At 39.9% G+C, this 14,789-nt stretch carries 11 protein-coding genes; 1 reads left to right on the forward strand and 10 read right to left on the reverse strand.

The genetic code is table 11. The annotated features are described in order from the left end of the window. Positions 1-17: 17 nt before the first annotated feature. The 10 genes from KO534_RS16610 to tssA form a co-directional block, all read right to left on the reverse strand. Positions 18-1,439: a hypothetical protein gene (locus tag KO534_RS16610; protein ID WP_215931050.1), complete on the reverse strand. Its 1,422-nt coding sequence runs from the start codon at positions 1,437-1,439 to the stop codon at positions 18-20. Between the two features lie 213 nt (positions 1,440-1,652). Then, positions 1,653-4,385, reverse strand: a complete 2,733-nt coding sequence (gene tssH / locus KO534_RS16615) for a type VI secretion system ATPase TssH (protein ID WP_215931052.1) — start codon at positions 4,383-4,385, stop codon at positions 1,653-1,655. A gap of 27 nt (positions 4,386-4,412) precedes the next feature. Then, positions 4,413-5,429: a type VI secretion system baseplate subunit TssG gene (tssG, locus tag KO534_RS16620; protein WP_215931054.1), complete on the reverse strand. Its 1,017-nt coding sequence runs from the start codon at positions 5,427-5,429 to the stop codon at positions 4,413-4,415. Next, positions 5,393-7,264 carry a type VI secretion system baseplate subunit TssF gene (tssF, locus tag KO534_RS16625; protein WP_215931055.1) on the reverse strand — a complete coding sequence of 624 codons (1,872 nt, stop codon included), beginning with the start codon at positions 7,262-7,264 and terminating at the stop codon, positions 5,393-5,395. Before tssF ends, tssG begins: the two co-directional genes overlap by 37 nt. Before the next feature lie 6 nt (positions 7,265-7,270). Continuing rightward, positions 7,271-7,771 (reverse strand): type VI secretion system baseplate subunit TssE, encoded by a 501-nt coding sequence (gene tssE, locus KO534_RS16630; RefSeq protein ID WP_215931056.1) that lies wholly within the window; start codon positions 7,769-7,771, stop codon positions 7,271-7,273. Next, a complete protein-coding gene (locus KO534_RS16635; RefSeq protein WP_215931057.1) occupies positions 7,771-8,559 on the reverse strand; it encodes a type VI secretion system accessory protein TagJ in 789 nt (262 codons plus the stop codon). Before KO534_RS16635 ends, tssE begins: the two co-directional genes overlap by 1 nt. 72 nt (positions 8,560-8,631) lie before the next feature. Then, entirely contained in the window at positions 8,632-9,114 is a 483-nt protein-coding gene (locus KO534_RS16640) for an Hcp family type VI secretion system effector (protein WP_215931059.1), read from the reverse strand. A gap of 39 nt (positions 9,115-9,153) precedes the next feature. Continuing rightward, positions 9,154-10,647: a type VI secretion system contractile sheath large subunit gene (gene tssC / locus KO534_RS16645; protein WP_215931061.1), complete on the reverse strand. Its 1,494-nt coding sequence runs from the start codon at positions 10,645-10,647 to the stop codon at positions 9,154-9,156. 3 nt (positions 10,648-10,650) lie between these two features. After that, a complete protein-coding gene (gene tssB / locus KO534_RS16650) occupies positions 10,651-11,157 on the reverse strand; it encodes a type VI secretion system contractile sheath small subunit (protein ID WP_215931063.1) in 507 nt (168 codons plus the stop codon). An 80-nt stretch (positions 11,158-11,237) separates the two neighbouring features. Next, positions 11,238-12,293, reverse strand: a complete 1,056-nt coding sequence (gene tssA, locus KO534_RS16655) for a type VI secretion system protein TssA (protein WP_215931065.1) — start codon at positions 12,291-12,293, stop codon at positions 11,238-11,240. A gap of 409 nt (positions 12,294-12,702) precedes the next feature. Between tssA and KO534_RS16660 the strand changes: the two genes are divergently transcribed. Next, positions 12,703-14,718, forward strand: a complete 2,016-nt coding sequence (locus tag KO534_RS16660) for a type VI secretion system Vgr family protein (RefSeq protein WP_215931067.1) — start codon at positions 12,703-12,705, stop codon at positions 14,716-14,718. Positions 14,719-14,789 lie beyond the last annotated feature (71 nt).

A 14,789-nucleotide genomic window follows, 5' to 3' on the forward strand; every position in this document is an offset into this window, starting at 1 on the left:
AATTCAATAGAAAATGCTTAAACAATAGATAAATGCGGGTTGTTTAATTTTCTAGGTACGTTTCGTTCAATCATTTTCCAGCGCTCGAGAAGAACGAGCTCTGATTCATTTTCTGCGTATAAGTCGCCCATCATTTTGAATAGTGCTTGTCGCGCCAAAAGGCACATTTCCACATTTTCTTTTACCGGCAAGAACCATATTTTTCCCTTGTTCTTGAATCCATGTTCGTTGACATAGGTCCAAAAAAGGTTGGCAGCACCCCAATGAATATTGTGAAAATCAATACTTATGGCGGTGTCGACTGAAGCTCCCACTCCCATGACAGCGCCTGCCTTAGCGCCGAAACTAACATTGCCGAAAAGGCTGCATTCAAAGTGTGCCCCAGCGCTACCACCTATGCCTGCCATAGCCGTAGCAGTTACTTTAGCTTTTGTTATTTCACGGCCTCCCAGCTTTAGGGTACCGTGGGCTGCTGCGGTTACTTTGACTCCAGCGAAAGCCTCGGCACCTACTTTAACTTTGACCCCATTGTAGTCAATTGTGAATTCAGCTTCGGCGCTAGCGAGCGCCCCTGCTAACGCGTCGATTTCTATCCCAGCTTCCAGCACATCGAATACGTCACAGCTCACATTGGTCTTGAAATGTATACTCAATTCGGCTTCCACTTTCCCTTTAGCGCTGAAGCCACTTTGTGAGACATTGACATTGCCTTGCACTCTGCCTCGGGCACCTGCAAACAGTTCTGCATCGGCATGCACCTTTAACCCTGAATATTGCATGTCCAATTGGCCCTTCATTTCCATTCCTGCTCGCGCACTAGCATCGAAACATAATGTTTTAGCCATTCCTGTTTTTGTATAGGACTTTTTGACTTGGTAATCTGCACCTTTCCACAGGCTCATCTCAGTTGTAAAATGCTGTTTTTTAAGCACAACTGCGGCATCAGCAAGTAATATTTCGAGTATTGGACGAACTTTAACGGGATCAAATTGCATAAGTTCATGCATAGCCCAATGACCACCGTCATCTGGGTAGTTGGGTTCGGTAGTGCCTGCGGCTACTGCCTGCCAGTAATCAAGTAGCAAAAATTTCTCTGTGAGCACATAGTATTTCGCATCAATTAATTCCATCTTTGTGGCTTGCACAGCTGCACTTGGGGTATTGGCTGGCAGGTGACTCGTAAAGAAACTTCGATAGGTTGTTTCAAAAGTATAACGCATTCCAGCTGCTGCTTTAGGGCTGAGCTTGCCATAGACCTGCATAGCGTCTATCGCCTCTTGAATGACTTTTTTGCGGGTAGATTTATAAGGTCCGCCCTTTAAAAACGATTTTTTCAATTCGGGAAAAAATTTATTTTGGCAATGGAACTGAAAATCGAAGGGGGGTTTTGCCATAGCAGTATAGAACTGGTCCAGACAAGTTTTTGAGTTGAAAGACACGGTATTCTCCTTTTGGTATTAAGAACCAATTAAGTTTCGCCATAACAACTTTTACAAACGTGACTTCATGTAAAATGAGACAATTTGGCAGAATCATATTAACAGGGCATATTTACTTTAATTTAAATGTGTGTGTACTACCTGAGTAATCTAGATTAAAGCGTAACCCTCAAACAACCAAATGCTCGAGGGTTACTTGTAGATTTTTAGCAACTAATGACTTAACTCATAGACAAATTCATCGTCTTTAGCACTCACTTCAACCTTACTAATGGGTTGGCCTTCTAGCATATGCGTCAAGAACTTATGACTGACTTCAGGCAATAAAGTATTGGTCAGTATGGAGTCGATCATACGTCCACCACTTTCTAATTCAGTACAACGGCTGACGACTAAGTCGACTACCGAATCGTCGTAAACAAAGTCGATACCTTGACCACTTTCAACACGATCTTTAATTCGATCCAATTGCAATTTAGTGATGGATTTAATCATCTCATCAGACAATGGATAATAAGGAATAGTCACTATGCGACCAAGCAATGCTGCCGGGAATACTTGAAGTTGAGGCTCACGTAATGCTTTTGCGATGCCATCTGGTTCTGGCATAAGATCAGGGTCTTTACACATGTTCATAATTAGCTCACTACCTACATTAGAAGTAAGCAAAATAAGGGTATTCTTAAAGTCGATCATTCGACCTTCTCCGTCTTCCATTACACCTTTATCGAATACTTGGAAGAAAATTTCATGCACATCCGAATGGGCTTTTTCTACTTCATCTAACAAAACCACTGAATAAGGCTTGCGGCGCACCGCTTCAGTTAAAATACCGCCTTCACCATAACCCACGTAACCTGGAGGTGCCCCTTTAAGGGTGGATACTGTGTGGGCTTCTTGGAACTCACTCATATTTATGGTGATGACGTTCTGTTCACCACCATACAAGGCTTCCGCTAAAGCCAATGCAGTTTCTGTTTTACCTGTACCTGACGGACCACATAACATAAACACACCTATGGGTTTGTTAGGATTATCTAACCCTGCCCTAGACGTTTGGATACGTTTAGCAATCATTTCCATACCGTGATCTTGACCTATTACCCGTTGTTTCATGACATTGGCTAAATTAAGTACAGTTTTCACTTCGTCGTTGACCATTTTACCGACTGGCACCCCGGTCCAATCGGCGACTACCGAAGCCACTGCTTGCTCGTCACAAGCTGGCAGAATTAGCGGAGTTTCACCTTGTAACTCAACAAGTTGCTGGTGTTGCTGTTCTAACGCAGCTTTTGCTTCTTTTATTGCATCTGAGTTGTCTACTAGTTCAACGGCAGTGCCATCATCATTGAGCGCTTCTTCTGCTACTTGTTGCTCTGATAATTTTTGTTCTGTAATCAAGTCACGCAGAGTTTTTCTAGCTTGTAGTACACCATCTACCACTGTTTTTTCAGATTGCCACTTTTCAGTTAATGCCTGTTCCTTCTCTCGCTCAGCAACTAAACATTCTACTATCATGTCCATACGTTTTTGATTAACCACACCAATAGCCGCTTCTTTTTCCAATAGATTTTGTTCGACTGTGAGATTCTCTATACGCTGTTTACAGTCTTCTAACTCTGCTGGTGTAGCAAATTGGCTCACTGCCACACGGGCGGCTGCGGTATCTAATAGACTAACGGCTTTATCAGGCAACTGACGGGCAGGTATATAACGGTGAGAAAGCTTCACAGCCGACTCAATTGCCGCATCTAACATCTCTACTTTATGATGTTTTTCTAACATTCCCGCTATATTTCGCATCATTAATATAGCTTTTTCTTCACTTGGCTCATCCACTTTAACCACTTGGAAACGACGGGTTAATGCGGGATCTTTTTCAATGTGTTTTTTATATTCAGCCCATGTTGTAGCGCCTATAGTACGCAGCTCGCCTCGAGCCAAAGCTGGTTTTAATAGGTTGGCGGCGTCTCCGGTTCCAGCTGCACCGCCGGCTCCAACCAAAGTATGGGTTTCGTCAATAAACATGATGATAGGTGTAGTGGAAGACTTCACTTCTTCGATAACTTGCTTGAGGCGGTTTTCGAACTCCCCTTTCATGCTCGCACCGGCTTGCAATAAACCTATGTCTAAGCAGAGCAGTTTTACCCCTTGTAAGGCTGGCGGCACATCCCCTTTGTTGATGCGGTGAGCAAAACCTTCTACTACTGCCGTTTTCCCGACACCAGCTTCGCCTGTTAGAATCGGATTATTTTGTCTACGACGCATCAATATATCGATGAGCTGTCTTATTTCTTCATCACGACCAATAATGGGATCTAGCTCACCTTTTGCAGCTTGCTCAGTTAAATCAGTGGTAAATTGATTTAAGGCTTCTTGTTTGCCCATAGCAGCAGGAGCCATTGCATCGCTTGAGGTACCAGGTTCTCCACCGCCCACACCCGAACCGTCTGTGGCGTTTGTATTGTCTTCACTGGAACCTGATAATATATCTACGAGTTCGTCGCCTAGCTGCTCAGTTTTAATTTTCGCAAACTCGCCAGACATGTTGAGCAAACTGTTTTTTAGTTCTCGCGTTTTTAACATACCCAGGACAACGTAGCCCATTCTGACTTTGGTGTCACCGTAAACCAAACTTCCGTAAACCCAAGCACGCTCGATTGAATCTTCGATTTGGCTAGACAGGTCGGAGATGGAACTTGCTCCTCTAGGTAAGGCATCGAGAGTATTGGTCATGTCTTTGGCTAAAACAGATGGGTCAAGATTAAAGTGTTGGATGATTTTGTGTAAATCAGAGTCTTGGAGTTGCAAGATTTGCTGAAACCAATGTACTAGTTCAACATAAGGATTTCCCCTGAGTTTACAAAAAACCGTAGCACTCTCTACCGCTTTATAACCAATAGGGTTTAGTTTTCCAAAAAGATTGACGCGACTAATTTCAGCCATAGTGTTTACTCCCTTATTCCGTAGTTATTAACATGCTTTGTTATAGACTAAAATGGGGTCTTGCTGCGCTAAGTGGCTAGACTTATCTTGACACCATGAATTGATTCCGAGTTTTGCTAAGCCCAAACGACTAGGTCGAGATTGCTGAGGCTTTAATATTATGTTTATTGTAAATTCATACTCTTGTCCAACAGCCTTTTGTGTCAGTTCAACAATACTTTCAAATCGTTGTTTATTATCCAGTAAGCTTATGTAATCAGAATAATCTACAGGTCCAATGTTGATGGCAAAATTGAAGCTTCGTTGAAAGGTACGATTCCCACTTATACTGTTTACACCTAGTGCAGAGTTATTTTTACCTAATTGAGTTTGTTCACCTTCCTCTAACTGGTACCACTGCCCCTGAAACTCTGAAATTGACACCTCTAGGTGCAAATGTTCTGACAACAATTGACTCAATACTTTGCTACTGCGATTTTTATGACTAAATAGGCCTGACAAATATTGATGCACGTTTCCGTTTTGACCGAAAGTGTCTCGGTAAACATTTGCTTCACCTGAGAAAGCATTGAGCCTTTTTTTAAAGGTATCGTTATCAGGTCTATCGTGACTGACTGTAGGTTCTGAATCGGCCCAAGCTCGGTAGAACAAAGAGATGAATCTGTGGTTAAAGACATCTAAAAATTCAGTGAATGTTTTATCTTTAAGGCGATAATTTCTTTCAATTGCATATTCAGTCAAATGGCTCGGTAGTGGACCATTTATTCCAAGCATTCCCCAGTAACTATTTTTAAGCTTGTAATCGCCGGTTTTAGGCTCAAATCTTACCGTTGTAAAAGCTGATGAATGGAAGTGTAATAAAGCCGACTGTCCAAATCGAACACAATCTTGCTTGGGTGATACCGAATAGCCAATTCGAGCACTGAGCGGCGCGTTGGCGTCCAAGTATCTTAATAAGGGCGCGAATCCTTGTTGATAAAGTTCGTCAGGATCTTTTGTTAACTCATCTAAATAGAGCTTCGCAAGCCGATTCGAATTGGCCATCGATAGATTTCCCCGCGATCTGATGAATTAAGGATTAGTTGAGTAAATGAATTAATACTAACGTAATGAGCAAAAAACTGATCTAAAACCATACCTAACATAAAGGTACTGTTCCCCTCATACGCCAATTCATCAACCGTGATCTCTACGGCAACGCCGCGCCCGAAACAAATAGGGCCAGCGAAAGGTAAACGGCTAGTAATTTGACGTGTTTTAAGCCCTATAAGGCCATCAATTTGTTTAAGCTGAGCATGGTCTTTTTTGTTCATCATTAAACCAAGCAAGGTTTTGAGTTTAGTAAGTGCTGAAGTTGAGTCGTGGTCATTAATGCCCAGGAAGTTAATAGATAATTGATGAATAAGATCCCAAGAAACACTTCCTTCACTTAAAGGTGAACTGGGACGAGTAGGCTCTCCCACACAGCGAACCGACTCACAAGGGGCACCTGTTTCTATGGTAAAATCTGTTTTACTTTTGCCCAAAGGCATCATCAATGGTAAATCGCGGTTACAACATAAAGTATCTACCGATAATTGCCGTAAATTATCCGCTACCGGAGCATTCTTAGGATCAACCAAGGAAACGTACACTTCTGTGCCTATATAACTCGATCTGTGTCCGAACTTTCTTTGATTAACATTAAGGTTTCGAGTGTTTCTATTTATTGTATAAAAAGCGTTGTGCTTTTTATCCTGACTTTCATCGGCACCATAGAGCGGTAAAAACTCGGTGGTTGGCTCAATGCCTGAGGTAAAACCCTTAACATTAGTAATAGAGCAGACTTCAAAATCTAATGGCCGTAGTTTATCTGGCACAACGTGAAAGTCGTTAGTTATGCGAGAAACATTAATTCTTTCAGCGCGCTTAGGGAATAGGTTGATAGCAGGCGTACAATGTAGTGAAAAATTCTCCACTGACACCAAGTTTTCTAGTCGCGGTTCATTGTGGTCAAGTAATAGTATTAATTGCAGCTTTTCTTCATTACATTCTTTGATCGTTGCTTGAAGATTATCCAAAGACAAAAATAAGTATCGATTTGCAAAAGCAAAGTATTCCTTTAGTAACCGAAATCCATCAAATTGACGATTACAATAAGGTAATAACGCATCTTCTTTTTCATAACCATGAGGGGTCACTTTTGTAGGTGTTTGTTGAGTCCTCCATACATTGCCACTGCTTTTATACAAACAACCCTGGAAGCCTTTAAAAATAGCTTCAAATAAGTAAAGTGGAAATGACTCTGTTCCACGTATATGTAACATCAAAGAATCTAACGACATATCAGAAAACTTCACACCAGGCGCGGCTTCTAAAGTAATCATTACGCCGCTTTTAGGCGTATAGTTGAGTGATGTCTTAGAAATGTAAGAGGTCAAATCCTGAGCGTTTATATACTCCGCTTTAGTTAGTTTTATTGGCCATAAAGTAACTTCGCTTGATGTTCGGTATTCGCACGAGGTTTGTTCTCCTTTACCCAATAAACTATGCAAAGCAGTTTGTCTGGGAATAGTCACACCTTGAGCTAAGCTTCCCTCCTCAAAATCAGGACTAAACTGCGCAATTATCATTGATGGTGAAGGCTGCAAAAAAGTTGGGAAAAGCTGCTCGGTTAAATGCTGGGTAAATTTTGGAAAAGAAGCGTCGAGTTTTAGATGAATGCGAGCAGAGAGAAATGCAAAACCTTCAAGTAAACGTTCAACGTAAGGGTCAGAACAATCAAAACCTTCTAAACCCAAGCGCCCTGCTATTTTGGGATATTCTTTCGCAAATTCGGCACCAGTTTCTCTTATGAACTTTAATTCTTGATTGTAAAACTCTAAGAACTTGGCTTCCATCTTCTATTAATTCCAGTTGTTGAGCGTTACGCTTCCGTTTTCTATATCAACGTCAGTTTTTAAAAATAGCTGCAACGGCAAAGGTTGCGCCCAAAGATCACCAGAAATTTCGAAAGACAAGGTATTACTATTCATTTCTTTTTTCGCTACCGACACTTTAATTTTTAAGGTTTTAGGAATAATGCGCGGTTCATAGTTTTTGATACTTTTAATTAATTCTCTTTCGATATGTTTAGGATTAAATATCATACTGGCATAACCCGACAAATCGATAATTCCGTAATTTAAAGTGGACTTTTCGACTTCCGGATAATCAGTGAAATCCATATTTGCCGAAGCGGCGACACTATTTAACAGCCAAGCTAAATCTCTTTGCACCAATTCTTTTAACCGAGACACCGAAATAACCCGCTTTTCTCGAGCTTCACTGGTTTTATCAGGTTCATCATCCGATAGGCGATCAAGCAAAGAAAGCTGTAATCGCTCTTTTTGGGATAGCTCTGGCATTAGTCGTGCTGAAGTTTAATTGATGTGATATTGAGTATCGGATATTCGGCTTTGTCGGTAATAAAAACCCGTTGTCCATGACCTACATAAAAATTTTCTAAGGGCTCTTGCCAATCGCATGTTCTGGCTAACAATTGCGCATCAGTCGTTTGCTCGGTTATAGGGTAACGCACAGGCATAAAAACGACGAGTTGTCCTTTATTTTTCAAGGTTAAATTGGCTGGACGCCATACTAAATCTCGAAGGTCCTCGACCGCTTCAAATTTGATTTCAGAAATATACTCTAGAGGTAACCAATAATATCCGCCATTGAGCATCACTTCTATTGCAGGACCAAACCTTAAATCTCCATCACTTATCCATTCAAACGGCTCATCATCAATCGTTCCTGAAATCGCTGGAGCAAGCTCAGCGGCACTCTGAAGCAAAGTTTGTGCTTGTTCGATATTGTTATCGCAGTATTGTTTGTAAGCCTCTATATAACTAGCTAACCAGTTTGAAGGTTCCCCAAAACAAATGGGCTGAATATCACCAGTAAGTACTTTTTCACGCCTAAATTCACATTCAATTAGCTGTTTGTAGGTACTAACCATTGCCAATGTAGAATCTGATAAATCTTTAAGAACATCTAACTGCGTCACTGCCCGTTTCCAGTCGCGACTAATGCAAGACAGTTGAAACAAAAATATGCGCAACTGTAAATTACTTGGGTCTTTCTTTATTTCGTTGAATAGCTGGATTTTACACGAAGCCAAGTCGCCAGATTTTAATAGGCTTTCTGCGTTCATTGTTAATCTTCTTATTGTTTTTTAGAAAATTTGGCCACTCTTAAAGAGCGGCCAACTATTACTGTAATACTATTACACCACTGCATTCTCAGCGATGTTGTAAGCGAATTCAGGCTCTTTACCTTTTCCACCTTGTGGCGTTTGTTCAGTATAAACAATTTTATACTCGCCAAAATTCAATGAAACATTTTCTGTCAGTCTATCTTCTCCACCCGAACCACCAGTGGACACAGAAGTAACAATAATATCTTTCATTGTAATTACGATATACTCCATTTGCTCACCGCCGGCCTTACGAACGGTTAATGTACCTTCTTTGATGTGCTCTCCTAACGTACACTTTTGCATTAATACTGTGGATGCCAGATCAACATATTTAGTAATAGAAAGATCTTGAATGTTTACTTTTCCAGCACCACTACCAGAACCCATGTGGGTCGTACCATTTTGTGACATACCCCAGCTCCAAGCTAAAACGTCTATCTCTTTCGCCTTAACCTTATCTTGGGCTTCGCCATCTATACCATCTAACTTTAAAAACTGATCAACAGCCATAATAACTCTCCTTTGATTTTACTATTAAGTATTTTAAATTTACTGTTTTTCCGAAGGTAACTTAGACACCAAGCGTAATGATGCTGTCAGTCCTTCTAACTGATAATGGGGTCTAAGGAAAAATTTAGCACTATAATACCCAGGATTTCCTTCTACCTCATCAACGACTACTTCTGCGCCCGCTAACGGTTTACGTGCTTTTGTTGCTTCAGACGAATTTTGTGGGTCACCATCAACATACTTATTAACCCATCCCTGCAACCACTTGTTCATTTCATCACGCCCTTTAAATGAACCCACCTTATCTCTCACAATACATTTTAAATAATGGGCGAATCGACACGATGCGAATAAGTATGGTAGACGAGCTGCTAATGCTGCATTTGCAGTAGCGTCAGGATCATCATATTCAGCCGGTTTTTGTAACGATTGGGCGCCAATAAAGGCCGCCATGTCACTATTTTTGCGATGTATCAATGGCATTAAACCACAGGCTGAAAGTTCCGCTTCGCGGCGATCGCTAATCGCCACTTCAGTGGGACATTTCATGTCCACGCCACCGTCATCACTTGGGAAGGTATGCACAGGTAAACCTTGAACATCACCACCAGATTCGATTCCACGAATACGCGAGCACCAACCGTATTCTTTAAATGAACGATTAATATTAACCGCCATTGAATAAGCTGCATTTGTCCATGCATACTTAGATGAATCTGGACCACTGACATCCTCTTCAAAATCGAACTCTTCTACAGGATCTGTTTTGTCGCCATAGGGTAGTCGCGACAATACCCTAGGCATAGTCAATGAAACATACTTGGCGTCTTCTGTTTCCCGCAAAGATCTAAATGATGCAAAATCAGGTGTCGAAAATACTTTGGTTAAATCACGGGGATTACTCAATTGATCCCAATTATCTAACTGCAACAAACCCGGAGCCGCAGCTGTGATGAAAGGAGAATGAGATGCCGCGCATATTTTAGACATATTGGAAAGTAAATTGACATCAGCTGGACTATTATCGAAGTAGTAATCACCTACTATGGCACCAAAAGGTTCACCACCGAATTGTCCGTATTCTTCTTCATAGAACTTCTTGAAAATAGGACTTTGATCCCAAGCTGTACCTGCAAACTTTTTGAGGTTTTTACCGAGTTCTTTCTTAGAAATATTGAAAACACGTACTTTAAGGGTTTCATCTGTTTCGGTGTTATTAACTAAATAGTGTAACCCACGCCATGAACCTTCTAATTGTTGATAATCTTCATGATGCAAAATTAAATTAACTTGTTCAGATAATTTTTTATCAATTTCGGCAATTATGGCTTCGATTGAATGAACCGTGTCTTCAGAAATCATATTTGCATCTTGCAGTGCATAACCAGCAAGAGTGTTTACAGCCTTTTCCACTTCCGATTTAGCATGATCGGATTTTGGCTTAAATTCTTTTTGTAACAAAGATGCAAAGCTATCTTGGTCTAGATCTTCCCACGCGGTTTGTTCTGCTTGTGTTGTTTCTTGTTCAGCCACTTGTTATTCCTCCCCACTCTCTTCTTGTTTTGGTGCTGCACTTAGTGTTGCTAATAAGGTTGGATCTGTAAGAGCCTTGGCAATCAATTGCTCAGCACCTTCTTTACCATCCATGTATGTCACTAGATTAGAAAGTTGATTTCTGGCTTCTAACAATTGCTTCAGGCCGTCAGTATTTTTTGCAATTGATGCTGGGGTAAAATCATCCATGCTTTCGAAGTTCAACTCAACCGCTAGGTTACCTTCTCCAGTTAAAGTGTTAGGTACAGATAACTGAACTCTTGGCTTTGTTGCTTTTAGACGATCATCAAAATTGTCTACATCGATTTCTAAAATTTTGCGTTCTGAAATTGGTGCTAGTGGCTCTGCTGGGTTGCCACTTAAATCTGCCATTACACCCATAACAAAAGGAATTTGAACTTTTTTCTCTGCACCGTAAAGCTCTACGTCATAATCTATTTGAACTCTCGGCGCTCTATTGCGACCGATAAACTTTTGACCACTAGACACGTTAATTCTCCTTAATATTATTAATTAATTTTTATATGTTTTTATCTGGGCTTTATCTATTTGAAATTATCATTCGAATCTTATTCTGAATCTGAAATCCCGCCAAGTGACTGAACCTGCGTTAATGCATCAGGGAAAATATCTTTAACTATATCCAGAAAATCTAAATTCACCAGTTTATTTGCGCGACCGATTAAAATCGGTACTGGGCTCGAGGGTTCGTATTCATTGTAGTAGCTAAGAATTAAATCAAAACAACGCTCTACGTCTTGTCGTGAAGTTAATTTCATATTCGCACTATTAAAATTTACGCTTCCAGCAGAAGTAGTAGTAACACCTTCGGTCTGCTGACCTTCGGAAGACTCAACGCCTTCGTCCGTTGTTGTCACTACTTCAACTTCGAGATTGCCGTACTTCTTTAACGCACTGGAAACCTGATTTAATTCAGAGATTAGAGCATCGAAGTCAACGCTATACTCATTGCCTGCATGCTCAATGAATGTTTGATTAATATCATTTAAATGTACAACGCATTGATTAACCGATTGAAACAAAGCCGTCGTTTCTTCGACATTGGATTCTTTAAAGATCCCGATAATTTGGGATAATTCTATTTCAGTACTATCGTCTTTTTTGCTCTCGGACGGGCTAATCGCATTGTCAATTAGCTGCAAAGTGACATTCCCTAAGATTTTGGAATGTACAAGCGGTAAAGTTCTAAGGGTATTGATAACGAAGTTTCTATCTGAAAGGTGCCCCATCGCTGAAATTCGTTCTAGTGGGTCGCCATCATCTTCATCTAATTCTGGATAAACATCTTGCCATTTGTTTTTTACTAACTGCGACAAACCATTTAAACATTGTTCAAATTTGAATATTCCTTCAGTATTTAAAGCCGATTGAGCCAAAACACTAATAAGATTCAAGTCACGAGTTTTCTTCATAAACTCAAGCGCTTGTTTTTTTACTGCTCGCCACTCTGGAGGTTCGGCAGGGATAGTAGAATTGCCATCAAAACGTTCTGCTGTTCCTTGAGATTCGAAAAAGAAATTCTGAAATCCGGAGTCATCTTCAAGATTCACACCGCATACCGTATCACCCGAAATATCGGAGATGATCTCTTGATCGTAATCCATCTAGCACTTTCCTTAGACTGTTTTGATTATTTCTCGGTCAAATCTAATACAAATTTAGATTAATGCAAAGAGAAATTTTTTGCTTCTAAGAATCATATTATTCGAGAACAAATAAAAAAATCCTAATAATTAATCTAACTTAAATAATCAAAGTCAATAAATTGAGCTGCCAGTTACATATTTTGCAAAGCAGTGTAGGATTGTATAAATTTTATCAAGTAGACGCGTTATAGTTTGACTATGCTATGTATTATATTTGTGCATTCAAAAACCCGTTCATGAATAGTCAGTGTTAAAACGCGATATAAAATGTAATACATCAAAATTAGAGATAACTATTATCAATATGTAGCGCAGATTTGAAGCTCCTGAAATCTACAAAATTTGTGACTACTTAAAGGAATTGAAAATGTCAGGATCAAGTAGTTTATTAGCTATTTCAACACCTCTGGGTGACGGTAAATTATTGCTTCGAAAAGCAGAGATCGTTGAAGAGCTTGGCAGACCTTTTAACATAGAAGTTGAACTTGTAAGTGATGACGAAGAAATATCTCTAGACGATATTCTTGGCCAGAATGTAACCATTCGATTAGAAACAGAAGACGAGAGTCGTTTTTTTAATGGGATTGTTACGGAGTTTTTCCAAAAGGAGAATATCGATAGAACAGCATGTTTTGGAGCGGTTTTAAAACCTTGGTTTTGGCTTTTAACCTTGAGTGAAAATTGTCGAATATTCCAAGAAAAAACTTATCCAGATATCATTAAATCTGTTTTCGAAGACCTAGGTTTTTCAGACTTTGAAAATCAACTTACGGGTTCTTATTCCCCACAAGAATACGTTGTTCAGTATAACGAAAGCGATTTCAATTTTGTTTCGAGAATAATGGAACAGGAAGGCATTTACTACTATTTCACACACACCAACGGTAAACACTCAATGGTGTTGGCCGATGATAGTTCAGTGCAACCCGATGTTGGAGACATTCCTTTTTATGAAAAAGAGGAAAGTGCCGGAATTATTGATGTTGAGGGGATTGTAAAATGGGAGAATTATCGGAAAATTCGAACTGGTGGAATTAGTTTAGGCGATTTTGATTTTACTACCCCGTCAAAAAATCTTAGTTCTGTTACTGCTGATCCCAAAACTGGCTCATTATCTTCACTACAAAAGTTTAATTACCCAGGAAAATATACCGAGCAATCAAAAGGAAACAATTACACCAAAATATTAATGGAAAAAGAAAACGTTCACTATGAACAGAAATATTGTGAAGGTAACGCTAGAAATTTATACGCTGGCAGTCAATTTAAGTTAATAGATCATCACAGAGACGACCAGAATGACAACTACATAATAGTGAAGTTTCATTGTGTCCTCAAATCCGAAGAGTATTTTACTGAAACTTCAGGAGAAGACGAAGAAACCTTTACTTCTAATTTTAAAGCCATTCCGGCGAAAGTTGCTTATAGACCACAATGCTTAGCCATAAAACCTAGAATTTCCGGCCCACAAACTGCAATAGTGGTTGGAAAGAGTGGCGAAGAAATATGGACAGACAAATACGGAAGAATAAAAGTGCTATTCCATTGGGATCGATATGCTAAGGCCGATGAAAAAAGCTCCTGCTGGATAAGAGTTTCTCAAACTTGGGCGGGTAAAAATTGGGGGGCTATCCAAATTCCACGAATTGGACAAGAAGTATTAGTTGATTTTATTCACGGTGATCCGGACAACCCAATTGTTATTGGCAGTGTCTACAACGGCAGCACTATGCCTCCCTATGAATTACCTGCAAATGCCACCATGTCAGGAGTAAAGTCGCGTTCGAGCAAAGGAGGCGGCGGTTTTAACGAAATTCGCCTAGAAGACAAAAAAGGCGAAGAACAAATATTTGTTCATGGCGAAAAAAACCAAGATATTAATATAAAAAATGACTGTTTTGAGACGATTGGAAATGATCGTCATTTGATTGTTAAAAACGATCAAGTTGAATTAGTTGAAAACAATCGCAGTGAAGAAGTCAAAGCTGACCATGTTGAAAAAATTGGTAAAGATAGACATTTGGAGGTGATTGGAAAAGAAGCCAAACAAGTCACAAAGTCTCTTTCACTTACTGTAACAGGGGACGTAGCTGAGGTTTTTAAATCCAATCACTCTATGGAAGTAACAGATGATAGCTACATTAAAGGTACCAATATTTGTATCGAAGCATCTGACAACATTACGTTGAAAGTAGGTAAGTCAACTATCGCTATCAGTTCTTCAGGAATAGCCATAGAAACGTCAGGCGACATTAAACTTGATGCGGGTAAAAATCTCGATACGGAATCGGGTGCAAATACCAAAGTCAAAGCCGGAGCCATGGGTAACTTCGAATCAGGTGGCGTGGCGACCATCAAAGGTAGTGTGGTTAAGATTAATTAAGATTGTTAGGCATAATTTTATTGCGAATATTTAAACAAATATTTAAGTAACGATAAAAAGGGAGGGTAAAC

Source organism: Paraglaciecola arctica (genome assembly GCF_018861065.1).
Taxonomy (GTDB): Bacteria; Pseudomonadota; Gammaproteobacteria; order Enterobacterales; family Alteromonadaceae; genus Paraglaciecola; species Paraglaciecola arctica_B.